Genomic DNA, 26,654 nt, shown 5'->3' with positions numbered 1-26,654 from the left:
AATTATATCCGATTATCTGCATTATATATCGATTTAATGATACCATCGGACAATCCTATCTTCGGTACATAAATATTTTTGGCCATACTCCATTTCATTGCTCTTAGATAAATTCTACAAGCAGGTATAATAACATCTGCACGATCTTGATTCATATTCAAACTGTAGATACGTTCTTCATAAGTATACGATTGTAACTTTTCATAGTAACTAGCTAGATAAAAGTAAGAAAGTGGTTTTCCTTGAGATTTACCGCTACTTTTAAATATGTTATTAATATTACCACCAGAACCTATTAATTCAATTTTGGAATATGGCTTACAAACTTCTTTTACCCAATTCTCTGCCTCTGCCCAAAGAGAGTTATTTACCATATCATTAAGTAGTCTAACAGTACCTATTTGGAAGGAACGAGAAACGACCTCTTTCCCATAAGCGAAAAGAGTAAATTCCGTACTACCACCACCTACATCGACATATAAATAAACCTTTCTTTCATCTATCACATTATGTAAATCGGTCATTGCAATTATTGCCGCTTCATGGGATCCATCAATAATTTCGATCTCAATACCGCAATTCTCTTTAATATAATCTGCGATTTCTTGGCCATTTTGGGCACCTCTCATGGCACTCGTTGCATAGGCTTTATACTTTTCAACCTTATGCACTTGCATGAGCAGTTTGTATGCCTTCATGGCGTCTACCATACGATTGAAATTTACTTCACTTATTTCACCAGTAGTAAATACATCTTGACCTAATCTAATAGGTACCCTTACCAAACTAATTTTTTTAAAGTTTGGTGGATTTCCTGTCATAGTATTTGCTGTTGCGATAAGCAGTCTAATTGCGTTAGAACCTATGTCAATGGCACCATATTTAACAGATTTAAAACTCATTATTGATTCTTAAGATAAGTATAGGTTTCGTATTGAGATCTTACAGATTTGTCTTCTAAAAGTTTTACATAATTATTATTTTGATTCTCATCGATCAGTCTAGCTTTTACGTTGTCATTCCAACAAATCTCTAAAGTTTCTAATATTTGTCTTTTCACTTCGTTATCATAAATGGGACAAGCTATCTCTACTCTATGGTCTAGATTTCTAGTCATGAAATCTGCACTTGAGATATACAATAGATCATTCCCATCATTGTGAAAGTAGTAGGCTCTAGGATGCTCTAAATATCTATCTACAATACTTTTGACTGTGATATTTTCACTCATTCCAGGAACTCCTGGTATCAGGCAACAAATACCACGTACAATTAATTCTATTTCAACACCTGCATTTGACGCCTGGTACAATAAATCAATCATCTTGAAATCGGATATCGAATTTAATTTACACCTTATGAAGGCTTTTTTTCCAGCTTTCGCGAAAGCGATCTCTTTACGAATCAATCGTTCAATACCGTTTCTTAAATAATGTGGTGCAACAAGTAAATGTTTATATCTATGTAATTTATAATTAACTTCAAAAAAGTCAAAAACTCGTTCTACCTCTTTGAGAACTTTCTTGTTAGATGTAAAAATGGTGTAATCGGTATAAATCCTAGCGGTTGCTTCATTAAAATTTCCCGTTGAAATGAATCCAAGTCTAGTGTTTTTACCTTTAATCACCTTGTTTACTACACATGCCTTACAATGTACTTTAAGCCCAGGAACTCCAAATATGAGTTTAACTCCTTCCTCTTGCATGAGTTCCGCATAATTGATATTTGCCTGTTCATCAAATCGCGCTTGTAACTCTATCGATACTGTGACTTGTTTTCCATTCTTAGCAGCATTTATCAATGCAAAGGCTACCTGTGATATTTCTGCAAGTCGATAAATAGTTATTTTAATGGTAGTAACGTATGGATCTAGTGCAGCCTCTCGTAGAAACCTAATTGTATTGGAAAACGTATGATAAGGCGTGTATTGTAAGATGTCTTTTTCTTGAATTATCTTAAAAATAGAACCTCTTGCTGGTATGTCCAATACCGGTAAAGGCGATTTCTGTTCGTACAATAAATCCGTTCTACCTAGACTTGGGAATTTTAAGTAATCCCTACGGTTATGATACCTACCACCAGGAATTATGGAATCTACGTCGTCAAGATGTAATTTATTTAGAAGAAATTCTAAAGTTTTATTATTTATTTCCTTGTCATACACAAATCGTACTATATCACCATCTTTTCTATCCTTTACACTACGTCTTATTTTCTCTAAAAGGCTTTGTTTTAGGTCAATATCCATTTCCAGCTCTGCATCAAGAGTAACTTTGATCATATGAGCTTCGATATATTTGTAATCAAACATATCAAATGTATAATGTAGTCGATGTCTAATTACATCATCCAATAAAATTACATATTGATTATCATCATTTTCTAATCTAGGAAGAACAACAAATCGATTTAAGTATTTTGGTATCTCAATAATGGCATACTGCGTTGTTTCATTTTTTAAAACCATTCTTACTGCGAGATATCCCAAACCATCTCTCAAACTAGGTAGCGGCTGATTCGGTTTAAGAACAATGGTTGAAATTGCGGTACTTATTTTTTCATTGTAAAAATTTCTTATAAAGCCTTCATGTTCCTTTGGCAATTCCTTTTCATCTACAATTAATACATTTTTTTGCTTTAATTCGTTTTCCAGCTGTTCTAAAACGGTAAAACTTCTCGCCTGGATTGATATAACCTCTTTATTAATCTCTTCTAATAAATCTCCGGCTGATATTCCTCCTAACGATTTAGTTGCATTTTTTCCTGCCTTATATATTCTTTGAATGGTGGCATATCGGACCCTAAAAAACTCATCTAAATTATTGGAAAAAATCCCTAAAAACCTAAGTCTTTCAATTAAAGGTACCGATTGGTCTTCTGCCTCTTGGAGTACTCTTTCATTGAATTTTAACCAACTTAATTCACGATTGTAGTAAGTATTCATTAACGAAGTTGTTTTGGGAAAATATGTGAAATCGTTTTACCAGGATTCAAGTCTTTCCATGAATTAATTGAAAATTCAAGGGTTACACAGCCCGTAGTAGGAATATTATCAAAGTAAATATCCCCAAAGTGATTTACAAATTCAGTAATTCCATGATTATGAGAGAATATTGTAATATGATCAAGGTCGTCATTTGCATTAAGAACAACTGATTCTAATTCTTCCTTGCTAAAAGTATATAAACTCCTATTAATTGAAAGAGATTTTAAATTATAATCAAGGTACTCGCAAACGAGAGTTGCAGTTTGTAGTGCACGTGCTGCACTACTTGACATGTAAATATCTGAATTAAATGATTTTTTTTTCAAATAGCTACCTATCAAATGTGCATCTTGTATACCACGTTCTTTAAGAACCCTGTCGTGATCTCTTACTTGATATTCCCAAGTAGATTTACCGTGCCTGATGAGCGTTAATTTTTTCATTAAGGTTGTAGTCTTTTCATTTCCCAAATTGAATTTACCTGTTCAAAAAGTAGTCTATCGTGCAATCTATTTGGCCTTCCCTGCCAAAATTCAAAACTATACGGTTTACAAATAAAACCTCCCCAAAATTCAGGCATTGGAATTTTTGAAGTGTTTTCAAATCTTTCTCTAACAGTCTTGAGTTTGGATTCCAGCTGTTCCCTAGATGCTATCTGTGAACTTTGTTCACTAGCCCAAGCACCTAACTGACTTTCTCTAGGTCTCTTTTTAAAATAATTCTCAGAATGTTCTTTAGATACCTTTGAAATAGTAACCTTTATAATAATTTGTTTTTCTAAAGCAGGCCAAAAAAAATGTAAACATCCTTTTTGATAATTTCCAATAGCTTTTGATTTTTCGCTTTCATAGTTTGTGTAAAAAACAAATCCATTATCAAGAATTTCTTTGAGTAATACAATTCTATTTTTTGGAAAACCATCACTACCTAATGTCGCAATAGACATAGCGTTTGCTTCTTCAATTTTTGGATGTTCTTTAGCCATTTCAAACCAATCCTTAAATAACAAAAAAGGATTATTAGGAACATCTGATTCTATCAATTCACTTTTTTGATAGTTTTTACGTAAATCGTGTAATTCAGTTTTCATGGGCACAATAGTTCATATGCAATTTACAAAATGCATAGTTGAATTATTGAGATTAGTAATTAAAAGAATTTAAATAAGATAAATAAAAAAGCCTTATCAAATAATGATAAGGCTTTAAGTCGGGGTGGCAGGATTCGAACCTGCGACCTCCTGCTCCCAAAGCAGGCGCGATGACCGGGCTACGCTACACCCCGAAAAACATTGGAGAATGCTGCGGAGAGACCGGGACTCGAACCCGGGCAACGCTTGCGCGTTGACAGATTAGCAATCTGCTCCATTACCACTCTGGCACCTCTCCAAAAATTTAAGAACTTACTTCAATTTCTCAAAGCGGTTGCAAATCTACGGCAAAGAATTAGTTTTCACAAAACATTTTTACGTTTTTTATTCGGGATATTCAATTCTAACATGATAAATACTGTTTAACTTCTTTTTTATCAATAGTTTGACCTTTTTAATTTCTTTTAAAGTTAAATCAGAATTATCAAACTGACCACTATTTAAATGTCCATCTATAACAGTTTCCACTAGTCTATCAAATTTTTGTGCAGTCGGTTGTTGTACACTCTTTGAAGCTGCTTCTATACTATCACTTATCATTAATAATGCTGTTTCTTTACTGAATGGTTTAGGACCCGGATAGCTAAAATTCTCTTTGACTGTGTTTGGATCGAGCTCTTTGTTTTTATGATAAAAATATTTGACAAGAGAATCTCCATGATGGGTTCTTATAAAGTCAATTATTCTATCAGGAATATTGTACTCCTTAGCTAACTCTACTCCTAGTAATATATGGTTTATTATTATCCTTGCACTTTCTTTGGGTGCTAGATCATCATGAGGATTAATTCCATTAGTTTGATTTTCGATGAAAAGAGTCGGATTGCTAATTTTTCCTATATCGTGATATAAAGCACCGACTCTAACCAACATCGAATTTGCTCCGATTTCACTTGCAAGATATTCTGCTATATTAGCTACATTCAAAGAATGATGAAAGGTTCCTGGCGCTTCGTTGGATAATCTTTTTAACAATGGAGCATTGGTATCTCCTAATTCAAGTAATGAAATATCACTCGTCATATTAAAAACTTTTTCATAAGCATATATGAGAGGATAAATCATTAGGACGAGAATACTACTGATTACTATCTGCCCTAATTTTTCCCATTTAATAGTGAAATCCGCATCACTAAATAATGAAAATGAAATCCAAATAATTGTAGATACAATTAGAATTTTAACAACTACTACAAATAAATTAGCTCGATTATAAATTTTTGCATTTGAGGTTAAGGCTACAATTGAAATCAATATTTGTTGTGTTATAAAAATAAGGGGATTTAAAACATTAAGGCTTATGACAAGTGTTACTAAGACACTACAAAATAAAGCCAATCTTGTAGAAAAAAATGATTGAAGAATCAAAGAATAAATTACAAAAGGTACAATTAATATATAATCAGGATAACTATACGAGAAAAATATTCCTAAACAAATGAACAATAATGTATTGAATAAAATGAAAATAATATTCTTATTAATCAATAAAAGTGCTCCATTAAATTTTTTGATATACAGATAAAACGCTAGTAATAGAACATAAAGTATTGCTCCTTTACTAATTTTACTAATCAGTCGATCTTTGACGTCTGAATTCTTTACATAATTTCGATTTAAGGAATCTAGCACTTTCAACTTTTCACCTTGAACTATTTCACCTTTAGCTATTATTCTACTATTTTGTTTCACCCAATAGTCAATAGGTAAAATATCTGAAATAGCAGTATTAATCCTCTTATTCGTTTCTTCCTTATCAAAGAAAATATTTTCTTCAGGGACATTAAAAACATTAAATAATGAATCAGGAAGTAAATTTCTTATTTTCTTTTTTAGTTCAGTTCTTCTAATAAGTTTATCCGTATTAATAATACTTTCCTCACCATTCTTAACTAATATGATAGTTCGATTGATCAAGGTATCAGAAATAACACCTGTTTCGTAAGAGTTAAGTATTATTTCATTTATATCATTATTCAGATTTTCACTAATAACTTTTTCACTATTCGCAAGAATAAGATTTTTATTTTCAAGTGATACTTTCTTAAAAGTATATATCGGAAATTGACTTTCTATTGCTTGTTTTTTTTCTGAAATTAATTCCTCATTCGTTTTGTAAACAGGGAAATCAAATGGCGCGTATAAAACATCCTGTGACCAAGGTTCACCGTTTTGATATCGCAATGAAAATCTATTACTTTCCGGAGTTAATAGAACAATTAAAACCGTAGACAGAAACAAAATGACAAATAAAGCCAAATGTTCAATTTTAAAATATTTTTTTATAAACGACATCCTTTACTTTAAGGTTGAATTAACCACTTTACAATTTTAAAAAGCAGTGTTTTTATGTATTTTCGCAGGTAAAGATAAACATCATGAATAAAGTAGTAATTGTATCCTACGCAAGAACACCTATTGGTAGCTTTATGGGAAAGTTATCAACCATCCCTGCAACACAATTAGGTAGCATAGCAATCAAAGGAGCAATAGATAAATCTGGGATTGATCCAAACCTCGTTCAAGAAGTTTTTATGGGTCACGTTGTTCAAGCAAATACGGGTCAAGCACCTGCTAGACAAGCAGCACTAGGAGCAGGTATATCAAAAAACACTCCTTGTACTACTGTAAATAAAGTTTGTGCGAGTGGAATGAAATCTATAATGATGGCAGCACAATCAATAGCTTGTGGAGACGCTGATATTGTCATTGCAGGTGGAATGGAAAACATGAGTCAAATACCACATTATACACACTTACGCAATGCTACAAAGTTTGGCCCTAGCACTCTAGTCGATGGAATGCAGCGAGATGGATTAATTGATGCCTATGATAAAAATGCTATGGGAGTATGTGCTGACCAGTGTGCTATAGACCATAGTTTTACAAGAGAAGATCAAGATAAATTTGCAATTCAATCTTATAACAGATCTAGTGAAGCTTGGTCAAATGGAAAATTTAGTAATGAAGTAGTTCCAGTTCATGTCCCACAGCGCCGTGGTGATGATTTGGTAGTTGATAGAGATGAGGAATACTCTAATGTTAAAATGGATAAAATACCTTCATTACGCCCTGCATTTACTAAGGATGGTACTGTGACAGCGGCAAACGCCTCTACGATCAACGATGGTGCTGCCGCGTTACTTTTGATGAGTGAAGATAAAGCTAAAGAATTAGGTCTTAGTCCAATTGCTTACGTAAAAGGATATGCAGATGCAGCACTGAGTCCTGAGCATTTTACAGTTGCTCCTGCAAAAGCTTTACCCAAAGCTTTAAGTAAAGCAGGTGTTTCTCAAGATGAAATAGATTATTTTGAATTCAATGAGGCTTTTTCAGTTGTTGGATTAGCAAATATGAAGCTATTGGGACTTAATGATAAGAACGTTAATGTGTATGGTGGTGCGGTTTCACTAGGGCATCCATTAGGCTGTAGCGGTGCTCGTATAGTAACTACATTATTAAGTGTGCTTAAACAAGAAAGCGGAAAATTAGGAGCTGCTGCTATTTGCAACGGCGGCGGTGGTGCAAGCGCTATGGTTATAGAAATGTTATAATACATGAGATACGGTATTTGCCCAATTTCAATTGCTCCGTTAAGAGCTGAAGCTAGTGACAAAAGTGAGCTAGTATCTCAGGTACTATATGGGGAAATATTCAAAATTATCGAACCAAGAAAAAGTTGGTCTAGGATACGACTTTCACATGATAAATATGAAGGTTGGATAGATAATAAACAATTGAGGGAAATTGAGTCAGAAGACTATCATAGCATTCATCAACTTCCCAAATCATATTGTACTGATTTAATTTCTCATGTAACACATGAAGATGGATCGTTATCTACAATATGTATTGGTGCGCAAATAAGCTCTTCTGCTTTTTTAGGAGACACGTTTAATGGAGAATATCGTGATTTTGCAGAAATTGAAAAATCTAAAATAGTCGAAAACTCTTTACTCTTTTTAAATACATCATATTTATGGGGTGGACGTAATCCATTGGGTATCGATTGCAGCGGATTTACACAATTAGTGTATAGATTGAACGGGCATTCCATTCCTAGAGACGCTTCACAGCAAGCAAATATTGGCGAAGCTTTAAGCTTTATAGAGGAATCAGAACCAGGTGATTTGGCCTTTTTTGATAATAAAGAAGGCTTAATCACTCATGTAGGAGTCGTTATGCAAGATAATTACATTATCCATGCCCACGGCAAGATAAGAATAGATCGCTTAGATCAAAGTGGTATTTTCAATGTAGAAAGTAATTCGCATACTCACAAGTTAAGGGTAATCAAAAAAATTATCTAATTAAAAAAGCCTCTCATAATATTGAGAGGCTTTTTTAATAATCTTTATTTTAAGCTTTCGCGAAAGCGTGAAATTTAAACTTTTTATTTTCCTTGAAGAGCATCGATTTTATCTTGCATTTCAAGTGCTCCGTATAAGCTTAATAAAGTACCTTTTACGTTTGCGTTTTCCGGCTTGATTTTTAAAGCTTTTTCAAAAACATCGATTGCTCTTTTGTATAACTTTTCTTGATCATCATACGAAGTAGAATCCAAGTTTCCTTTTTCTAAATATATAGCGCCTAAATTATATAAGGTAACAAAATTATCAGGGTTCTTAGATAAACTTAAATTAAAATATTTAATAGCTTCATCATAATTTTTATTTTGAACGGCGGCTAATCCAAGATTATCAAAAACTTTTGGGTCCGAAACTTCATCTACAAGCGCCTCAGTAGCTTTTTTATATTCATCCATCATACCCAAGGTTAAATACATATCTGCCTTGTTTATTTTCAAAGATTCATCATTTGGATATCTATCAAACGCATTTACAAAAACCTCTTTTGCTTTGGCATCTTGACCAGAGTTTTTGTAAAGCCAGATTAAATTACTAACTATTACTCCTCTATTAGAAGGTGATTTCTCAACTATTAAATTTTTGTATTCTCCCTTAGCAATAGCAGCTTCTACTAAGACTTTATTAGGAAATATCTCCTCTTTCCCATCCTTTACCCTAGTAGCTTTAAAAATATCTTGCTCTCCTGAGAAACCATTATTAAACAATTCTTCATAGTAAAATAAAGCCTCATCAAATTCTCCAGTGGAGTACGCTAAATTAGCAGCATTAAATTTCATTGAATGATCATCTGGATAAAAGGAAGCTAGTTTTTTAACTATTGAAAGAGCTTTTTGCGGATTTGAATTTGCTAATTTACTTGCATTTTTAACTAGCAATTGTCTTCCTAAACTTTCAACAAAACTAAATTTAACCTCATCATCAAACCCTAACTCTTCAGCTTTTTTCAATTCATCCATAGCTAATAAAAGCTGATCAACATCTTCAGTTGCATTTGTAAAAAGAGTGAATGCATTGTAAAATGCATATTCATCCTTATAATCAGCTTCTATTTCATTTTCATTTAGAGTATTGAAAATTTCCATTGCAGTTGCGATGTCATTTCTATCTACTGCCTTTGCTATTTTTTTGAATTGTTTCTTTTGTGCAGTGGCAATTACTGCACAAAAAAGAAACATAATAGTTACTATTTTTTTCATTTTAAAATTTTTGTTATTCTTCGCTATCATCGGTAACAACAGTTGTGCCATCGTTTTCCGTTGCCTCAAGGCTATCGTCGTCGTTTTCATCTTTAACAACTTTTGCAACTGCAGCAATCGAATCGTTACCTTTTAAGTTTATAAGCCTTACTCCTTGTGTTGCTCTTCCCATAACTCTTAGGTCAGAGACATTGATTCTAATCGCAACACCAGACTTATTGATAATCATTAAATCATCAGAGTCAGTTACATTTTTAAGAGCCACTAAACTTCCTGTTTTTTCAGTAACAGAGATTGTTTTTACACCTTTTCCTCCACGATTAGTTTCTCGATAATCTTCTAGGCTTGACCTTTTACCGTATCCTTTTTCAGAAACGACAAGAATATTAGAATCCATATCATTTACAGATACCATTCCTATAACCTCATCATCGTCGTGCGCAAGTCTTATTCCTCTAACTCCACTCGCACTACGACCCATAGGCCTAGTTTTTGATTCATCAAATCGAATTGCTTTACCGCTCTTCAATCCTAACATTACATGGCTATCTCCAGTCGTTAGTTTTGCTTCTAACAAGGTATCCCCATCCTTAATAGTAATTGCATTAATACCATTTGAACGAGGTCTTGAGTACTGTTCTAAAGAAGTTTTCTTAACCTGACCTTTTTTAGTAGCCATTATCACATAATGACTATTAATATAGTCTTCGTCTTTAAGATCTTGAGTACAAATTACTGCCTTAACCTTATCGTCTTGCTCAATATTAATTAGATTCTGTATAGCTCTACCTTTGGAAGTACGACTACCTTCTGGTATTTCATAGACTCTCATCCAGAAACACTTACCTTTTTCAGTAAAGAAAAGCATGTATTGATGATTTGTTCCTATAAAAATATCTTCCAGGAAATCTGCATCACGCGTTGTACTTGCCTTCTGTCCTACTCCACCTCTATTCTGAATTTTATATTCATTCAAACTAGTACGCTTAATGTAACCTGCATGTGAAATTGTGATTACAACTTGCTCATCTGGTATCATATCTTCGATACTCAAATCACCACCAGCATACTCGATTTTTGATCGGCGCTCATCACCAAATTTCTCTTTAACCTCGAGAAGTTCTTCCTTAATAATAGCCATTCTACGCTCTTTTTTAGCAAGAATATCTTTAAGGTCTGCGATGGTTTCTAAAAGGTCGTTATACTCTGATCGTAATTTATCTTGTTCTAGTCCTGTAAGCTGTCTCAATCGCATTTCAACGATAGCTCTAGCTTGAATTTCAGAAAGTTCAAAACGTTTAATTAGCTTTTCTCGCGCTTCTTCTCCATTTTTACTAGAACGTATAAGTGCAATAACCTCATCGATATTATCACTAGCAATAATTAATCCTTCAAGGATATGTGCACGTTCTTCAGCTTTACGCAATTCAAACGTTGTTCTACGAGTTACTACCTCATGTCTGTGCTCCACAAAATAGTGGATCATCTCTTTAACGTTAAGTAATTGCGGTCTACCGTTTACAAGAGCAATGTTATTCACACTAAAACTTGATTGTAAAGCAGTATGCTTATACAATTTATTAATTACGATATTAGGTATAGCATCCCTTTTAAGAACATATACGATACGCATACCTTTACGGTCGGATTCATCTCTTATGGATGAGATTCCTTCAAGTTTTTTCTCGTTGATAAGATCGGCTGTTTTCTTAATCATATCAGCTTTATTTACCTGATATGGCAGCTCATCAACGATAATACATTCACGTCCTTTTACCTCTTCAATACGTGCTCTACCTCTTATTTTAACGCGACCACGCCCAGTATGCATGGCCTCTTTTACTCCATCATAACCGTAAATAATTCCACCGGTTGGAAAATCTGGTGCTTTTACATGGTTTATGAGTTCATCCACTGTTATGTCGTTATCTTCAATGTAGGCGATTGTACCATCTACCACTTCAGATAAGTTATGAGGAGGCATATTAGTAGCCATACCTACTGCAATACCGCTAGCTCCATTTACGAGCAGGTTAGGTATTTTTGTAGGAAGAACAGTAGGCTCGCTTAACGTATCATCAAAATTAAGTTGAGTATCTACAGTTTCCTTATCGATATCAGCGAGCATTTCCTCACTTATTTTACGCATTCTGGCTTCAGTATAACGCATGGCTGCAGGTGGATCTCCATCTACACTACCAAAGTTACCCTGACCATCAACCATCATATACCTCAATGACCATTCTTGCGCCATACGTACCATTGTATCGTATACCGATGTATCTCCATGAGGATGGTACTTTCCAAGTACCTCTCCTACAATTCTTGCACTTTTTTTGTAAGCTCTATTAGATAGTACACCTAGCTCGTACATTCCATAAAGAACCCTACGGTGAACTGGTTTTAGCCCATCGCGCACATCTGGCAGTGCACGTGACACTATGACCGACATCGAGTAATCGATGTATGCTGACTTCATTTCATCCTCGATATTAATCGGGATCAACTTTTCTCCATCTGCCATGAATTATCAGTGTTTTAAATTATGAACAAGCAAGATAAGCAAACAGCTAGTATTTATAAGGGTTTAGGCCTACTTTATCCTGTTTTTTATTAACACATTTTAAGAAATCCTGTTTATAAGTTTTAACTTTGATTAACGATGCCTAAAATCATGTTTTAAAGTTGGACTACTTGCGTTTAAACAGTTTCAAATCAGGTGTTTTATTACGCTTTCGCGAAAGCGAACCCAACCACTTAAACTTTATATTAACCGTAATTTATAAAACGGTACGGCTTTTGAACAATTTAATTCATTAAATTTAGCCAAAGAAGCAAGTTATATGGATGATAATTTTTCACCGAGAGTCAAAGACGTGATAGCCTATAGCAAAGAAGAGGCGTTAAGGTTAGGTCACGATTTTATAGGCACTGAACATCTTATGTTAGGTCTTTTGAGAGATGGAGATGGAAAGGCCATTCAAATTTTAGGAAGTTTAAGTGTCGATTTAGATTTACTACGTAGAAAAGTAGAAATATTGAGTCCGGCAAATCCTAGTTCGGAATTGAAAGCAAATGAAAAAAAGAATTTGCACCTCACTAGACAGGCAGAAAGAGCACTTAAAACAACCTTTTTAGAAGCAAAGCTGTTTCAAAGTTCCTCTATTAATACTGCACACTTACTATTGTGCATTTTACGCAATGAAAACGATCCTACGACTAAATTGCTCAACAAAATGCAAGTAGATTACGATGGTGTAAAAGAGGAGTTTAAAACCTTATTGTCTGAAGATGATAATTACACTGATGAACCACTCGCACAAAGTTTTAGCGATGATGATTCTAATGAAGCAGGTAAGGATGATGGAGAAAACCTATTCTCAGGAAATGCCGATAAAAAAGGGAGCAAGAAAAGTAAGACACCTGTTCTAGATAATTTTGGACGTGATTTAACCAAACTAGCAGAAGACGACAAACTTGATCCTGTTGTAGGTCGTACGGAAGAAATACAACGTGTATCTCAAATTTTGAGTAGACGTAAAAAGAACAATCCTTTATTAATAGGTGAACCTGGAGTTGGTAAAAGTGCAATAGCCGAAGGTCTAGCCCTAAGAATCGTTCAACGTAAAGTTTCACGTATTTTATATGATAAAAGAGTGATAACTCTTGATCTTGCTAGTCTAGTTGCTGGTACGAAGTACAGAGGTCAATTTGAAGAACGTATGAAAGCGGTGATGAATGAGCTTGAAAAAAATGATGATATTATATTATTCATTGATGAAATTCACACCATCGTCGGTGCTGGTGGTGCTGCTGGGTCATTAGATGCTTCAAACATGTTCAAACCAGCGCTAGCACGTGGTGAGATACAATGTATAGGTGCAACAACTCTTGATGAATATCGTAATAGTATTGAAAAGGATGGCGCTCTTGAACGACGTTTTCAAAAAGTAATGGTAGAACCAACTAGCGTTGAGGAAACTATAGCTATTCTTAACAATATTAAAGAGAAATATGAAGATCATCATAATGTAGAGTATACGCCTGAGGCTATTGAAGCGTGTGTAACGTTAACCAATAGATATATGACCGATAGGTTTCTTCCAGACAAGGCTATAGACGCTTTAGATGAAGCAGGCTCAAGAATTCATATCACAAATATCGAAGTTCCAGACCAAATTGTCGAAATAGAACAAAAGCTGGAAGAAGTACGCGAGGAGAAGACTAATGTTGTTAAAAAACAAAAGTATGAGCAAGCTGCCCGATTAAGAGACGATGAGAAAAAGCTAGAACAACAGCTTAAAGATGCTCAAGATGCCTGGGAAGAAGCTTCTAAAAATCATAAGGATACAGTTACCGAAGAAAACGTGGCTGAAGTTGTAAGCATGATGACAGGTATTCCTGTTAACAGAATAGCTACCCAAGAAATGAAGAAATTGAGTAACCTAAATGAGACTATAGGTAGTTCAGTAATTGGGCAAGAAAAGGCTGTAAAACAGGTAGTAAAAGCTATTCAACGTAATCGAGCTGGTTTAAAAGATCCTAATAAACCAATTGGATCTTTTATATTCCTAGGGCAAACTGGTGTAGGTAAAACACAACTTGCTAAAGTTTTGTCCAAAGAGCTATTTGATTCTGAAAACTCATTAATCAGAATTGATATGAGTGAATACATGGAGAAATTTGCTATAAGCAGGCTTATAGGTGCGCCTCCAGGATATGTAGGTTATGAAGAAGGTGGACAGCTCACTGAAAAAGTACGCAGAAAACCATATAGCGTGGTTCTATTGGATGAAATTGAAAAAGCTCACCCAGATGTCTTTAATATGTTATTGCAAGTTCTTGACGACGGTTACATTACCGATAGTTTAGGACGCAAAATCGATTTTAGAAACACCATCATAATTATGACAAGTAATGTAGGTGCTAGACAACTTAAAGATTTTGGATCAGGTGTAGGATTTGGTACAGCAGCTCGTAAGAGCGCTGCAGATGAGAATGCGCGTAGTGTTATTCAAGCTGCCCTTAAAAAGACATTTGCTCCTGAATTTTTAAACAGAATTGACGATGTAATTGTGTTTAACGCTTTAGAAAGAGAGGATATTCATAAAATTATTGATATCGAGCTAGAAAAATTACTAGCACGTATCAAAGATTTAGGATACGAATTAAAACTAAGCGAGAAAGCAAAGGATTATATTGCCGATAAAGGTTTTGACAAACAGTACGGTGCTAGGCCTTTGAAAAGAGCTATTCAAAAACATATTGAAGATACTCTTGCAGAGGAAATTGTTAATAATCAACTTCAAGAAGGAGATTCAATATCTATGGACTTGGATGAAAAAACCAATGAACTTGTCATTAATATTGAAAAAGCAAGTACGACGGAATAAGTTATTTTTAATATATGCTATAAAAGGCTACTCTTTTTTAGAGTGGCCTTTTTTTATTTATTGCACAATTGTTAAAAACAAATAACTTCAAATCCTAAAAACATGTTTTTAGTCGAAAAGTAAGCTAAATAATTTTCCAAAATTCATAATGATTAGGTATGAAAATACTTTTACTCCATCAATTAAAAATAGGGAATATGAAAACAGTAGATTTAGATTTTGGCCGCTTTGAGTTTTACCCAGATCTTGTAATTGGAACAATCAACGAAGGAGTTCATTTTAATAAAATATTGAACGAGACTTTAAGAAATAATATCGTTTATCATTATGGGGTTCATCATCCTATAGGTTATATAAGTGTAAGAGAGAACAACTATTCTGTAGACCCAATGATACATTTAGAAAATAAAAAGTTTGACAATCTATGCATTGTGGCAATAGTTGAAAATAGAATTTATGGAATGAGTAGCATCGCTCTAGAAGCAAAGTTTTTTAAGCCAGGAAAGCTTAAATCATTCATTAGCCCAGAGGATGCACTTATATGGACCAATAAACAAATTGAAAACTCTATAAGAAATAAAGAGCTCAAATATCAATTGGTTTAAAAATCAATTTTAGTTTCTTCAAGAAATATTCTAGCAGCTTTTATATCGCTATACATGATACGATCCTCATCGAGTTGAGACACATAATCACGTAAAGAATTAACTATCCTCTTCAGAAATGGAGAGGTTTGTTTTTTTCTAAAAGAAAGAGATTCTGCTCCAGCGATAAGTTCGATTCCCAAAACAGTTTGACAATTATCTAAAAGTTCATATAATTTAACTGCTGCATTTGCTCCCATGCTCACATGATCTTCCTGCCCATTTGAGGATACTATACTATCAGTAGAACTAGGATTAGCTAGAGATTTATTTTTACTTACAATACTGGCTGCAGTATACTGCATAATCATCATCCCACTATTCAAGCCTGGGTTGTGCACCAGAAAAGAAGAGAGTCCTCTTTTACCACTCATTAACTGGAAGGTACGTCGCTCACTTATGTTTGCGATTTCACTAAGAGCGATTGCCATATAATCCAAAGCTAAGGCAAGTGGTTGACCATGGAAATTACCAGCAGAAATCACTTCATCTGAATCTGGAAAAACATTAGGATTATCAGTAACTGAATTGAGTTCTGTAACAATGGTTTTAGTAACAAAGTTTAAAGTATCCTTGCTAGCACCATGTACCTGCGGTACGCATCTAAAACTATATGGATCTTGTACATTATCCTTAGCATCCTGTGCTATCTCACTTCCATTTAATAAGTCTAGTAATAATTGAGCGCTTTCTAATTGCCCAGCATGTGGCCTAATTAGATGACTTTGCGGTAAAAATGGAGATAATGAACAATTAAACCCATCGATTGATAATGAAGCGGTGATGTGAGACCAGTTCCATAGCTGTTCTGCCTTCAATAATCCATAAATAGCATAAGCAAGCATGAATTGAGTACCGTTTATAAGGGCCAAACCTTCTTTAGATTTTAAGTTCAAAGGCTCCACACCATAATCGTTTTTCAAAGCGCTCGCATCTCTCACTTCATTGTCAATATATATTTCCCCTAAACCTAGCAACGGTAAAGCCATGTGCGCGAGTGGCGCTAGATCACCACTAGCTCCTAATGAACCTTGTTCATAAATAACGGGTAATAAATCATTATTAAAGAAAAAAATCAACCTTTCAACAACTTCTATACTTACTCCACTATGGCCGTACGATAGACTTTGTATTTTACAAAAAAGCATGATCCTTATAATCTCCTTAGGAACAGGCTTGCCGGCACCACAAGCATGTGATATGATTAAGTTTTTCTGTAACTTCTCGATATCTTGCAGTTCAATGCGAGTGTCACATAAGGAACCAAACCCAGTATTGATACCGTATGCAGTAGGCACCTCTATGGCGCCATATTTTTCATCGAGGTACTTGCGACCTTTTAAAATTCGTTGCTTGGCATCTTCCGATAGTTCTAATTCAGTTACCTGAAAAGCAATCTCGGATAGTTTGTTTTTATTAATATGAGCAGATGATATTGTATGCTTCATAAGTCTTGGTAGATGTTAAGTTTTGTAGTTTTGATTAAATAATTTATTGCTGCTGTGGTGGTTGTTGCTGTGGTTGTCTAAATAAGTTAAGAATGGCTGGTCCTATAAAATTGCTGATAATGCTAGCTTTAAGACCTTCATGTGCATAGGTTTGAACAGCTATATCACCACTAGCTCCATGCAGATAAACACCAAACAATGTGGCAGTAATTGGATCATACTTTTGTGCAAGAAATGCCGCTATTACGCCGCTTAATACATCACCACTTCCTGCTGTTGCCATACCTGGATTGCCAGAATCATTAACAAACATACCTTGTGGTGTGACGGTAAAAGTGAATGCTCCTTTAAGGACTAAAATGACTTTATGTTCCATAGAGAATTTTTGAGCTTTTGATAATTTATCATAGCTCCCTTTCCACTCTCCTATTAAACCTTTAAGTTCTCCATCATGCGGCGTGAGAATAGAGTTTTCTGGAATTTTCTTTAAAAGATCTAGATCTCTTGACAATAAATTGATTCCATCGGCATCAATAACCACCGGTGATGCTTGTTTAGATATCGCTTTCGCGAAAGCGGAGAAAGTATCATCTTTTAATCCCAGACCAGGACCTACACATAAAACATAATTCTGTAATTCGTGATCAAAATTAGTTATGTGAGATTCGCCAGAACTTAAAATGCTCATTACCTCTGGAACCGAGCATTGTAATATAGTATTACCGTCTTCTGGAATAAGAGCCGTAACTTTTCCAGCACCTGCATTTATTGCTGCCCCAGAAGCAAGAACTGCCGCTCCCATTTTGCCTTCGCTACCAGCCATAACAAGCACATGACCGTAATCTCCTTTATGAGAAAAAGGGTTGCGATTTTTATACATGCGCTGGGCTAGATCCTTGTCTACAAGGTTTGCAAGTGGCTGTACCTGCATCATATATTCCGGATCTAGTCCAATATTAATCACTTCATAAGTACCTACTAAATTTCCTGTTTCAGGTAGGAAAAAAGATAGTTTAGGAGTTTGAAAGGTAAAAGTATGATTGGCACGAATAACAGGCGCATCATTTTGCGCTTGATCTGCAAATAAGCCGCTAGGCATATCAACAGCTACTTTAAAGGCTCTTGAATTATTAATGTGCTCAACAAATTCTGCCATCCAACCATCAATGGGCCTATTTATTCCTGTACCAAAAATCGCATCTATCACGATGTCTTGTTGACCAATTTCTGGAAAGTCATCTTTACAACTTAATAGAATAGGCCAATCTTTTGTAACCTCCTTAATTCTATCATAGTTTACAAGGAAATCCTTACTGCGCTTTTTACTGCAGTTGGTAACATAAGTGGTTACATGATATCCATGCTGGATAAGATGTCTTGCGATTGCTAGACCATCACCACCATTATTACCTATTCCGCAAAATACTTTAATAGGAACAGGAGCTCCATTAAGTCGTTGATGTAAACGTTCAAAGACAAGAGTGGCAACACGCTCCATTAAATCAATACTTGAAATTTGCTGTTTTTGTATTGTAGAAGCATCTGCCTGAGCTAGTTGCTCGCCGCTTAATATTTTCAAAACCTTATATTTTAGAATTGCAAAATAAGCTTTTTGTGACAGCTTTTAAATAGGGTTAATATTCTTTAAAAAGTACCATTGATTACAGTGTTGACTTCTTACATTTGTTCTACAGAATAATGGATTTATGAAAAATACCGCACTTACCAATACACATATAGAATTAGGAGCCAAAATGGTACCATTTGCAGGTTATAATATGCCTGTACAATATGAAGGTGTTAATATAGAACATCAAACTGTGAGAGATCACGTAGGAGTTTTTGACGTATCCCATATGGGAGAATTTCTTATTGAAGGTCCAAATGCACTAGAATTGGTGCAAAAAGTTTCATCAAACGATGCTTCTAAATTAACTGTTGGTCGTGCACAATATGCTTATTTACCTAATGAGACAGGTGGTATTGTAGATGATATGATTGTATACCGAATTAAAGACGAAACATATATGCTCGTCGTTAATGCCTCAAACATTCAAAAAGATTGGGATCATATTTCAAAATACAACACCATGGGAGCAACCATGCGTGATTTAAGTGAAGACTATTCGTTACTAGCCATACAAGGTCCCAAAGCTGTTGAAGCAATGCAAGCCTTATCCAGCGTTGATTTGAGCGCTATCAAATTTTATCATTTTGAAATAGGAGATTTTGCAGGAATCGATCATGTGATCATAAGCGCAACGGGTTACACAGGATCTGGTGGATTTGAGATCTACTGTAAGAATAAGGAAGTAAAACAAATATGGAACAAGGTACTAGAAGCTGGTGCTAGTTTTAATATTAAACCTATTGGTCTAGCAGCTCGAGATACTCTAAGGTTAGAAATGGGCTATTGTTTATACGGCAATGATATCAGTGAAATGACATCTCCTTATGAAGCAGGACTAGGTTGGGTTACTAAATATACCAAAGAGTTTGTAAACCACGAACAGCTATTGGAGCATAAAGAAAAAGGAGTAGATCGCAAATTGGTAGGCTTTGAAATGGATGAAAGGGCAATACCACGTGGTGGTTATGAAATCAAAGATAGTAACCAACAAGATTTGGGAATGGTTACTAGCGGTACCATGTCACCATCCTTAGGCAAAGGAATAGGAATGGGTTACGTACCGCCAGTTTTTGCAACGCCTGGTAGCAAAATACACATCCAGGTTCGTAAAAAGTTAATACCTGCAACAGTTGTTAAATTACCATTCTACAAAAAATAAGAATTATTTCAAGAATACTGATTTTAGGAGGTAGTGGTTTTATAGGAAATGCTCTCTATAAAGAACTTGCTCCATTTTATAATGTACACGCAACATATAAAACTGAAAATGCTGGTTATGAATCTAACCAGCATTTTCATTGGTTTGATATGGAGCAAGAAGAGGTAGACACCCTTTTACACTCACTACATCCAGAATTTATTATAAGCTGTGTAAGAGGAAATGTAAATAGTCAATTGTACCTTCATAAACAATTGATGAATTATGTTAACAAAAGTAATTGTCGTCTCATTTTTTTATCAAGTGCCAATGTTTTTGACAGATTCACAAATTTTCCCAGTTACGAATACGACAAAACTTTTTCGGAAAGTATATATGGGCGATTCAAAATAAAAATAGAGAACGCACTTTTAAGATTACCACCACAAAAGTATGTGATTTGCCGTATTCCTATGATTTACGGTTACAACAGTCCTAGACTTAAGGCTATTAAAGGACAATTATTGAAAAAAGAGGCCATTGAAGTATTTTCAAACGTTGTAATCAATGCTACCTATATTCAAAAGCTTACTCAACAAATTCATTACATCATAAATCGCAGAAGGCGAGGTATTTTTCATTTAGGAAGTAATGATCTTATACATCACAGTGAATTGGTTAAAGACATTGCGATAACAATAGGCTTTGAAAATCCTTTGCTCAAACACGTATTTGACTCAAATGACGATAGGCAATTAAGTGTCCTACCAAAGGACAATTTATTACCTAAACATCTTCAATTTACGATTGATGACGTAGTAAAAAGTTGTGAAAAACCTGCTTAAGGTTTTTATTAAGGGATGTACTTATTATCACCCCATTGAGGTGCTCGTTTTTCTAGAAATGCGTCGCGTCCTTCTCGAGCTTCATCAGTCATATAAATTAATCGGGTCATCTCGCCTGCAAAAACTTGCTGTCCTACCATTCCATCATCGGTAGCATTCATGGCAAATTTTGCCATTTTTATCGCTGTAGGCGATTTCTTGAGAATTTCTTGTGCCCAGTCGTATGCAGTCTGTTCCAGTTCATCATGTGGTACGACAGCATTAACCATACCCATATCCATTGCCTCTTGAGCACTATAATTTTTTCCTAAAAAGAATATTTCTCTAGCCTTTTTCTGACCTACCATTTTTGCTAGATAAGCACTACCATAACCAGCGTCTACACTTGCTACATCGGTATCTGTTTGTTTAAAAATAGCATGCTCTTTACTGGCCAGTGTCATATCACAAACTACATGTAAACTATGACCGCCGCCTACAGCCCAACCAGGTACCGCACAAATTACCACCTTTGGCATAAAACGTATCATACGTTGTACCTCAAGAATATTCAATCGACCTGTTCCTTCATCATCCTTATAACCATCTACTCCACGTGCTCGTTGATCACCACCACTACAAAACGCCCAACCACCGTCTTTAGGTGATGGTCCTTCACCAGTTAATATAACTACACCTATCGAAAGATCTTCTTGAGCGTCATAAAATGCTTTTATAAGTTCACTTACGGTTTTAGGTCTAAAAGCGTTACGCACCTCTGGTCTATTAAACGCTATACGAGCTACACCATTGGACTTTTTGTAAGTAATATCTTCAAATTCGATTGCAGTTTTCCAGTTCATAATTGTAGTATTAAGGACTGCAAAGATAAAACTAGTCTTTATACCAAACTCGTATAATTTGCATTGAAATTGTGATACCACTATGAAGGTTTAAGTGATAACTTGCTTTAGAATTCAACTCTTTGCCTCTAGGAAATTGTTGTACTATAGTTTCTACATTAATTATTTCAAATGAATAATTTTTGCGCAACCACTCTTCCACTCTAGGCATTACATCGTCCAAGGTTTCATAGGTTGTACCTTTCCAAAATGTTTTAGATACAGCTTTGGGTGCAAAATCAATGAATTTCATAAATCGTTTTGTTATAGGTATTATGGGTGACTAGAAAGTTACATCTTGAATAATCAATTCCTCATTATAAGTATTAATAAATGTGAGTAGTTCGCTTTCGCGAAAGCGGCTATACAAATTTCCTCATATTAATTATTTACACAGCTGGATTGAGACGACCATGTTCTCAATTCAGAAATTAAAAGGATACCTTTAAAAAATGAGGGATGACGACACCAATGAAAATTAGTATATTTAGACATAAATAAATTTGTAGGGGAATTTATTTTGTTTTCAATCGAGATAGCTGCAACTATCTCGATTTTCGTTTAAGAAATTCTTGTTAATCTTACACAAAATATATTGATTGCTTGTAAATTTGTATCATGAGCAAGGAGAAAAAACCGGATAGTGTAGTTTATGATGAAGAAACGGGAAAGTACAATGCTGCATTACTTCCGTATGCAAGTGGTGTAGGAGCTCCTAAAATAACTACACCCGACATCACTTCATGGAAACAATCTAATATTAATAAGGTTAACCACGAATTCAAGTCACAATTTGATCAATTAAAGGCACAGTATGAAGCCATGGTTTCAAAATTTGAAGCAAACCAACTTGTATACGGTGCACGTTTTTCTTTTGAACCAATAGTTGGAGAAACCTACCACCTATATCGTGACAAAAAACAAAATACTTTTCTTTCGGTTATAGCACCACATGAATGTAACTGGGATTTTGTAGGCTCGTTCAGGCTGTCTTCTGAAAAATTGTGGGAATTGATTTCTAAATAATTCAACTAAAATATTAGTTTAACTAAATAATTAGTTTATATTTGAACTAAACTTTTAGTTAAATGAAAACACTCACACCTGCCGAAGAGGATATTATGAAAATCCTTTGGTCACTAGGAGAAAGCAATGTAGCTGCAATTATAGAAACTATGCCAGAACCTAAACCTGCGTACAATACGGTTTCTACTATTATACGTATTCTTGAAAACAAAGAATTTGTGGACCATCGCAAACAAGGTCGTGGTTACATCTACTTCCCTATTGTATCTCAAACTACCTATACAGAATCTAGTGCTAGTAAACTGGTACACAACTACTTTAAAGGCTCATTTAAAAGTATGGTTTCCTTTTTTATGGAGCAGGAAAAATTAACCATTAGTGAGCTAGAGGATGTCCTAAAGGAAATTCAAAAAAATAAGAAATCATGATACAGTATCTTATTCACTCCACGGTACTTGCTCTATTATTATATGGTTCTTATAGGATTTGGTTGAGAAAACAGACATTTTTTCAATGGAATAGAATTTGGCTGCTGCTAGTTCCTGTTCTTTCTATAGCATTACCTTTTATTCATATAGACTTCGGTATAGATATATTACCTGACACAACAGCGGTAAAAGATCTTGTTAATCAACCCGTTTATTATGATCCATTAATGGATACAAATTCTTTAACCTTAGCAGAAGAGGTGAACAATAAAATAGATTTGAACTGGTGGTTAATAATTTACGTAGCAGGTGCTCTGGTCTCTTTAACTTGTTTTATTCTGCAACGGCTAAAAATATCAGTTATAAGAAAAGCTAGTACTTTAAAATTCATCAATAATATACCAGTATATCAAATACCTAGATTAGAAAATGCTTTTTCTGTAGATGGTCATATTTATATGAATTCAGATCTTGAAAACAAAGATTTTGAGATAATTTTTAAACATGAAAGTGTTCATGTTATACAAAAACATTATTTGGATCTTAGATTTTATGTTTTATTAAAAATCATCCTATGGTTCCACCCGATGGTCTATCTACTGCAAAAGGAACTCAAATTAATACACGAATTTATAGCTGATCAATCATGTGCTTCTCATAAAGAGAATTACACAGAACTGCTATTGAACCAAACATTTAATACTAAGGAACTTTCTTTTGCAAACTCCTTCTTTAATCATTCACATCTTAAAAATAGAATTAAAATGATACATAAACCTTTATCTCAGAAAACTAAAATCTTTAACTACATCCTTATTATTCCCATCGCTTTGAGCAGTTTAATCTACACCTCATGCGTAACTGAGCCGCAGGAAGAGGAAATAATTATAATAGAAGAAGAATTATCATATGAAGATAAAGAAGCACTAGATGAATTCCCTATTGAAGGTCAAACTAAAATTTCAAAAGAACAATATGAAAAATTTTTAGAATGGTTAAAAATTAATCACCCTGATATGTACCCGAAGGAAACTATATCAGAAGTTTCTTCCTATACTACTATAGATGTAACCCTTCCTTTCTCAGTAGTAGACGAACATCCCTACCCAAATACGTGTGATAATGAAATTGATAAAAAGATATGCACGCAGGAGTTTATTTCTAAACATGTAGCAGATAATTTTGATTACAAAGGGTTTAACTTGGCTCAAGGAAGGTATAAAATAACAGCCCAGTTTAAAATTAATGCTAATGGACAAGTAGTGTCTATTCAAACAGGAGCAAAAACACCAGAACTAGAAAATGAAGCAAAACGTGTACTTAAACTTTTACCCAAATTTGTTCCCGGTAAACATAAAGGTAAAGATGTAGGTGTTTTTTATGCTCTCCCGATTATATTTGAAGTGAACAAATAGGTACATTCATCGAAAAAAGCAGGCTTTACGTCTGTTTTTTTGTTAAATTACTACTTTGCATTACACAGTACTGTAACAAATTAATTTATTGGTCGTCATGTAATTGTAACCGCAAAACAAAAGATCATGAGAATTACAGACCGCTTAACTGATTTAACGACAGACTTCCCTCTTCTTTCTAGAAAAAGAAAAGAATCAAACCCAAGTGTTTTCACATTTGAAGAATGGGCACTGTCTTAAAACCCAAACTGATTATAACCTTTTAAAACTAAATGCTATGAAAAATCCGAGTTTCTTAAATGCTGGAGCAGCTACCAATAACCGTATAAGTAACACAAAAACTTATTCTGATGAATGGAATCGTAAAAGACGTTATCGATAAAAATCGACAACCAAAAAACCGATAAAGCCTCTTAATCTTTAGTTATTAAGAGGCTTTTTTTATTTAACATGATAATAACATTTATAATAGTAACAAACAGAGATTAAATACGTCTACTATTATAAATGAAAGTAATGCTATGAAGTTAACGAAACGTTTATCCAATTTACTCACTCAAAAACCGAAAATAACGGCAGTAAAGAAATCACAGAAATACTCATCTAACGATGCAGGAAAATGGCATCTTGTTTGATAATTAAATAAATAGAAAAATGAAAAATACACAGAACAGTTTTTTAAACGCACAAGCTCAAACTAATAACAGAATCAGCAATTTGCCTACTTATGCTGATAACTGGAACCGTAAAAGGCGGTACACCTTTAAATAAGTAGGAGATTTATTTGAATTAGCCCAAAATCCTCAAGTGAACAACTTGGGGATTTTTTTATTATTTTAACTTTAACCCCATTACAACAAGTTACTTTTATTTTTTAATTCGGCTTTTATGAAATTACTATACTATTTTTCAGTTTGTTCTATACTATTATCTGTTGCCTGTAAAGATTCATCTAAAAAGGAAATCGCACAGTCTGGCGATAATATCAATAAAAATGTGACAGTCGCAGATTCGAATAATCAGGTTCCTGATACCGATGTACCACTTATTGATGATCAAAAAGATTACATGATCAAACAAGTTTTAGAAAACGATGGTATCATTTGGGGAATGGATTGGTTGCCAAATAATGAGCTTTTATACACTACCAAACAAGGTCAGGTTTTTCGCTTTGATGGCAAGAAGAATTATGAAATAAAAAATATCCCAGAGGTTTATATACGTGGTCAAGGCGGTTTGATGGATATAACTGTACATCCTAATTATAAGGAGCAGCCATTTATATATTTAAGTTATGCAAGTACATCAGGTCAGGGATCTGGTGGAAATACAACCATAGCCAGAGCAAAATTAATTAATGATGAACTTACGCATCTTAACGTCTTGTACAAGGCTGTACCTAATACAAAAGCTGGACAACATTTTGGCTCTAGATTTACGTGGGATAAGGAAGGTCATTTATACTTTAGTGTTGGTGATCGCGGTAATCGTGACGAAAACCCACAAGATATAACAAGAGATGGAGGAAAGATTTATAGAATAATGGACGACGGATCTATTCCTAAAGACAATCCATTTGTAAATGAATCAGGTGTCAAAACTGCCATTTACAGTTATGGTCATAGAAATCCACAAGGGCTTACCACTCATCCTATATCTGGTAAAGTTATGGATCATGAACATGGACCACGTGGCGGTGATGAAATTAATACTATTGTTAAAGGACTTAATTATGGGTGGCCTGTAATTAGTTATGGAATCAATTATGACGGTTCTACTTTTACAAATTTGACTCAAAAAGAAGGAATGCAACAACCCGATTGGTATTGGAAACCTAGTATTGCACCTAGTGGATTTGCCATAATTAATAACCAAGCTTATGGAGATTGGAATGGAGGTTATCTAGCTGGTTCATTAAAGTTTCAATACCTAGAACTTTTATACAACGTAGATGGAAAAGTGACCAAACGAGAAAAAATAGCTGACGGTATTGGTCGCGTGAGAGATGTTTCCATCGGTCCAGATAATTACATATACATTTCAGTGGAATCAAAGGGTATTTATCGTATAACACCTAATTAATGATTAATCTAAATTTTCAGAT

Annotated in this window: 21 protein-coding genes and 2 tRNA genes; 10 read left to right on the top strand and 13 right to left on the bottom strand. The window is 34.4% G+C overall.

Annotated features, from left to right (window positions below; genetic code table 11):
• Nucleotides 1-2: 2 nt before the first annotated feature.
• The 7 genes from I5168_RS08935 to I5168_RS08905 form a co-directional block, all read right to left on the bottom strand.
• Nucleotides 3-902 (bottom strand): exopolyphosphatase, encoded by a 900-nt coding sequence (locus I5168_RS08935; RefSeq protein ID WP_179944175.1) that lies wholly within the window; start codon nucleotides 900-902, stop codon nucleotides 3-5.
• The gene (gene ppk1 / locus I5168_RS08930) at nucleotides 902-2,944 is read right to left on the bottom strand and encodes a polyphosphate kinase 1 (RefSeq protein WP_060524835.1); all 2,043 of its coding nucleotides are present in this window, start codon (nucleotides 2,942-2,944) and stop codon (nucleotides 902-904) included. Before ppk1 ends, I5168_RS08935 begins: the two co-directional genes overlap by 1 nt.
• Nucleotides 2,944-3,429 carry a SixA phosphatase family protein gene (locus I5168_RS08925; RefSeq protein WP_431471545.1) on the bottom strand — a complete coding sequence of 162 codons (486 nt, stop codon included), beginning with the start codon at nucleotides 3,427-3,429 and terminating at the stop codon, nucleotides 2,944-2,946. Before I5168_RS08925 ends, ppk1 begins: the two co-directional genes overlap by 1 nt.
• Entirely contained in the window at nucleotides 3,429-4,076 is a 648-nt protein-coding gene (gene pdxH / locus I5168_RS08920; RefSeq protein WP_167342136.1) for a pyridoxamine 5'-phosphate oxidase, read from the bottom strand. The genes I5168_RS08925 and pdxH overlap by 1 nt, the downstream gene beginning before the upstream one ends.
• Before the next feature lie 119 nt (nucleotides 4,077-4,195).
• Nucleotides 4,196-4,270, bottom strand: a tRNA-Pro gene (locus I5168_RS08915).
• 20 nt (nucleotides 4,271-4,290) lie between these two features.
• A tRNA-Ser gene (locus tag I5168_RS08910) sits at nucleotides 4,291-4,374 on the bottom strand.
• Nucleotides 4,375-4,460: 86 nt separating this feature from the next.
• Entirely contained in the window at nucleotides 4,461-6,395 is a 1,935-nt protein-coding gene (locus I5168_RS08905; protein ID WP_431471544.1) for an HD family phosphohydrolase, read from the bottom strand.
• A gap of 119 nt (nucleotides 6,396-6,514) precedes the next feature.
• On the opposite strand from I5168_RS08905, the gene I5168_RS08900 reads away from it, so the two are divergent.
• Together I5168_RS08900 and I5168_RS08895 are read left to right on the top strand one after the other, a co-directional pair.
• Nucleotides 6,515-7,690, top strand: coding sequence for an acetyl-CoA C-acyltransferase (locus tag I5168_RS08900; RefSeq protein ID WP_431471543.1), 1,176 nt, complete (start codon nucleotides 6,515-6,517; stop codon nucleotides 7,688-7,690).
• Between the two features lie 3 nt (nucleotides 7,691-7,693).
• Nucleotides 7,694-8,446, top strand: a complete 753-nt coding sequence (locus I5168_RS08895) for a C40 family peptidase (protein ID WP_105019181.1) — start codon at nucleotides 7,694-7,696, stop codon at nucleotides 8,444-8,446.
• An 83-nt stretch (nucleotides 8,447-8,529) separates the two neighbouring features.
• On the opposite strand, the gene I5168_RS08890 is transcribed toward I5168_RS08895, so the two are convergent.
• Both I5168_RS08890 and gyrA read right to left on the bottom strand, forming a co-directional pair.
• Nucleotides 8,530-9,702 (bottom strand): tetratricopeptide repeat protein, encoded by a 1,173-nt coding sequence (locus I5168_RS08890; RefSeq protein ID WP_431471542.1) that lies wholly within the window; start codon nucleotides 9,700-9,702, stop codon nucleotides 8,530-8,532.
• 13 nt (nucleotides 9,703-9,715) lie between these two features.
• Entirely contained in the window at nucleotides 9,716-12,226 is a 2,511-nt protein-coding gene (gene gyrA / locus I5168_RS08885) for a DNA gyrase subunit A (RefSeq protein ID WP_105019183.1), read from the bottom strand.
• Nucleotides 12,227-12,545: 319 nt separating this feature from the next.
• On the opposite strand from gyrA, the gene I5168_RS08880 reads away from it, so the two are divergent.
• A complete protein-coding gene (locus I5168_RS08880; protein ID WP_431471541.1) occupies nucleotides 12,546-15,095 on the top strand; it encodes an ATP-dependent Clp protease ATP-binding subunit in 2,550 nt (849 codons plus the stop codon).
• A 158-nt stretch (nucleotides 15,096-15,253) separates the two neighbouring features.
• Nucleotides 15,254-15,700 (top strand): hypothetical protein, encoded by a 447-nt coding sequence (locus I5168_RS08875; RefSeq protein ID WP_431471540.1) that lies wholly within the window; start codon nucleotides 15,254-15,256, stop codon nucleotides 15,698-15,700.
• Here I5168_RS08875 and hutH read toward each other — a convergent pair.
• Nucleotides 15,697-17,187, bottom strand: a complete 1,491-nt coding sequence (hutH, locus tag I5168_RS08870) for a histidine ammonia-lyase (RefSeq protein WP_431471539.1) — start codon at nucleotides 17,185-17,187, stop codon at nucleotides 15,697-15,699. The genes I5168_RS08875 and hutH overlap by 4 nt on opposite strands.
• 43 nt (nucleotides 17,188-17,230) lie before the next feature.
• Entirely contained in the window at nucleotides 17,231-18,766 is a 1,536-nt protein-coding gene (locus I5168_RS08865) for an NAD(P)H-hydrate dehydratase (RefSeq protein ID WP_431471538.1), read from the bottom strand.
• A 127-nt stretch (nucleotides 18,767-18,893) separates the two neighbouring features.
• Between I5168_RS08865 and gcvT the strand changes: the two genes are divergently transcribed.
• Both gcvT and I5168_RS08855 read left to right on the top strand, forming a co-directional pair.
• Complete coding sequence (gcvT, locus tag I5168_RS08860) at nucleotides 18,894-19,976, top strand: glycine cleavage system aminomethyltransferase GcvT (protein WP_042279364.1); 1,083 nt, start codon at nucleotides 18,894-18,896, stop codon at nucleotides 19,974-19,976.
• Nucleotides 19,955-20,800 carry a sugar nucleotide-binding protein gene (locus tag I5168_RS08855; protein ID WP_431472761.1) on the top strand — a complete coding sequence of 282 codons (846 nt, stop codon included), beginning with the start codon at nucleotides 19,955-19,957 and terminating at the stop codon, nucleotides 20,798-20,800. Before gcvT ends, I5168_RS08855 begins: the two co-directional genes overlap by 22 nt.
• 8 nt (nucleotides 20,801-20,808) lie before the next feature.
• Here I5168_RS08855 and I5168_RS08850 read toward each other — a convergent pair whose 3' ends face one another.
• Together I5168_RS08850 and I5168_RS08845 are read right to left on the bottom strand one after the other, a co-directional pair.
• On the bottom strand, nucleotides 20,809-21,642 hold the full coding sequence (locus I5168_RS08850) for a 1,4-dihydroxy-2-naphthoyl-CoA synthase (RefSeq protein WP_105019189.1): 834 nt from the start codon (nucleotides 21,640-21,642) through the stop codon (nucleotides 20,809-20,811).
• Nucleotides 21,643-21,673: 31 nt separating this feature from the next.
• Nucleotides 21,674-21,934, bottom strand: coding sequence for a hypothetical protein (locus I5168_RS08845; RefSeq protein ID WP_042279369.1), 261 nt, complete (start codon nucleotides 21,932-21,934; stop codon nucleotides 21,674-21,676).
• A 365-nt stretch (nucleotides 21,935-22,299) separates the two neighbouring features.
• Here I5168_RS08845 and I5168_RS08840 point away from each other — a divergent pair, with 365 nt between their 5' ends.
• The 4 genes from I5168_RS08840 (at nucleotide 22,300) to I5168_RS08825 (ending at nucleotide 26,632) form a co-directional block, all read left to right on the top strand.
• Nucleotides 22,300-22,707: a DUF2452 domain-containing protein gene (locus I5168_RS08840; protein WP_431471537.1), complete on the top strand. Its 408-nt coding sequence runs from the start codon at nucleotides 22,300-22,302 to the stop codon at nucleotides 22,705-22,707.
• 62 nt (nucleotides 22,708-22,769) lie between these two features.
• Nucleotides 22,770-23,135 (top strand): BlaI/MecI/CopY family transcriptional regulator, encoded by a 366-nt coding sequence (locus I5168_RS08835; protein ID WP_431471536.1) that lies wholly within the window; start codon nucleotides 22,770-22,772, stop codon nucleotides 23,133-23,135.
• Nucleotides 23,132-24,550 carry a M56 family metallopeptidase gene (locus tag I5168_RS08830; protein WP_431471535.1) on the top strand — a complete coding sequence of 473 codons (1,419 nt, stop codon included), beginning with the start codon at nucleotides 23,132-23,134 and terminating at the stop codon, nucleotides 24,548-24,550. Before I5168_RS08835 ends, I5168_RS08830 begins: the two co-directional genes overlap by 4 nt.
• 888 nt (nucleotides 24,551-25,438) lie before the next feature.
• Nucleotides 25,439-26,632 (top strand): PQQ-dependent sugar dehydrogenase, encoded by a 1,194-nt coding sequence (locus I5168_RS08825; RefSeq protein ID WP_431471534.1) that lies wholly within the window; start codon nucleotides 25,439-25,441, stop codon nucleotides 26,630-26,632.
• Nucleotides 26,633-26,654 lie beyond the last annotated feature (22 nt).

Source organism: Nonlabens sp. SCSIO 43208, assembly GCF_050703575.1.
Lineage (GTDB): Bacteria > Bacteroidota > Bacteroidia > Flavobacteriales > Flavobacteriaceae > Nonlabens > Nonlabens tegetincola.
This window is presented reverse-complemented; position numbering and strand designations above follow the sequence as displayed.

Excerpts from the sequence above, each read along its gene's own strand:
- I5168_RS08835 (WP_431471536.1), top strand. The coding sequence starts at position 22,770 with ATGAAAACACTCACACCTGCCGAAGAGGATATTATGAAAATCCTTTGG.
- I5168_RS08880 (WP_431471541.1), top strand. The coding sequence starts at position 12,546 with ATGGATGATAATTTTTCACCGAGAGTCAAAGACGTGATAGCCTATAGC.
- I5168_RS08925 (WP_431471545.1), bottom strand. The coding sequence starts at position 3,429 with ATGAAAAAATTAACGCTCATCAGGCACGGTAAATCTACTTGGGAATAT.
- gyrA (WP_105019183.1), bottom strand. The coding sequence starts at position 12,226 with ATGGCAGATGGAGAAAAGTTGATCCCGATTAATATCGAGGATGAAATG.
- I5168_RS08895 (WP_105019181.1), top strand. The coding sequence starts at position 7,694 with ATGAGATACGGTATTTGCCCAATTTCAATTGCTCCGTTAAGAGCTGAA.
- pdxH (WP_167342136.1), bottom strand. The coding sequence starts at position 4,076 with ATGAAAACTGAATTACACGATTTACGTAAAAACTATCAAAAAAGTGAA.
- gcvT (WP_042279364.1), top strand. The coding sequence starts at position 18,894 with ATGAAAAATACCGCACTTACCAATACACATATAGAATTAGGAGCCAAA.
- I5168_RS08900 (WP_431471543.1), top strand. The coding sequence starts at position 6,515 with ATGAATAAAGTAGTAATTGTATCCTACGCAAGAACACCTATTGGTAGC.
- ppk1 (WP_060524835.1), bottom strand. The coding sequence starts at position 2,944 with ATGAATACTTACTACAATCGTGAATTAAGTTGGTTAAAATTCAATGAA.
- I5168_RS08825 (WP_431471534.1), top strand. The coding sequence starts at position 25,439 with ATGAAATTACTATACTATTTTTCAGTTTGTTCTATACTATTATCTGTT.
- I5168_RS08850 (WP_105019189.1), bottom strand. The coding sequence starts at position 21,642 with ATGAACTGGAAAACTGCAATCGAATTTGAAGATATTACTTACAAAAAG.
- I5168_RS08890 (WP_431471542.1), bottom strand. The coding sequence starts at position 9,702 with ATGAAAAAAATAGTAACTATTATGTTTCTTTTTTGTGCAGTAATTGCC.
- I5168_RS08875 (WP_431471540.1), top strand. The coding sequence starts at position 15,254 with ATGAAAATACTTTTACTCCATCAATTAAAAATAGGGAATATGAAAACA.
- I5168_RS08845 (WP_042279369.1), bottom strand. The coding sequence starts at position 21,934 with ATGAAATTCATTGATTTTGCACCCAAAGCTGTATCTAAAACATTTTGG.
- I5168_RS08840 (WP_431471537.1), top strand. The coding sequence starts at position 22,300 with ATGAGCAAGGAGAAAAAACCGGATAGTGTAGTTTATGATGAAGAAACG.
- I5168_RS08935 (WP_179944175.1), bottom strand. The coding sequence starts at position 902 with ATGAGTTTTAAATCTGTTAAATATGGTGCCATTGACATAGGTTCTAAC.
- I5168_RS08830 (WP_431471535.1), top strand. The coding sequence starts at position 23,132 with ATGATACAGTATCTTATTCACTCCACGGTACTTGCTCTATTATTATAT.
- hutH (WP_431471539.1), bottom strand. The coding sequence starts at position 17,187 with ATGAAGCATACAATATCATCTGCTCATATTAATAAAAACAAACTATCC.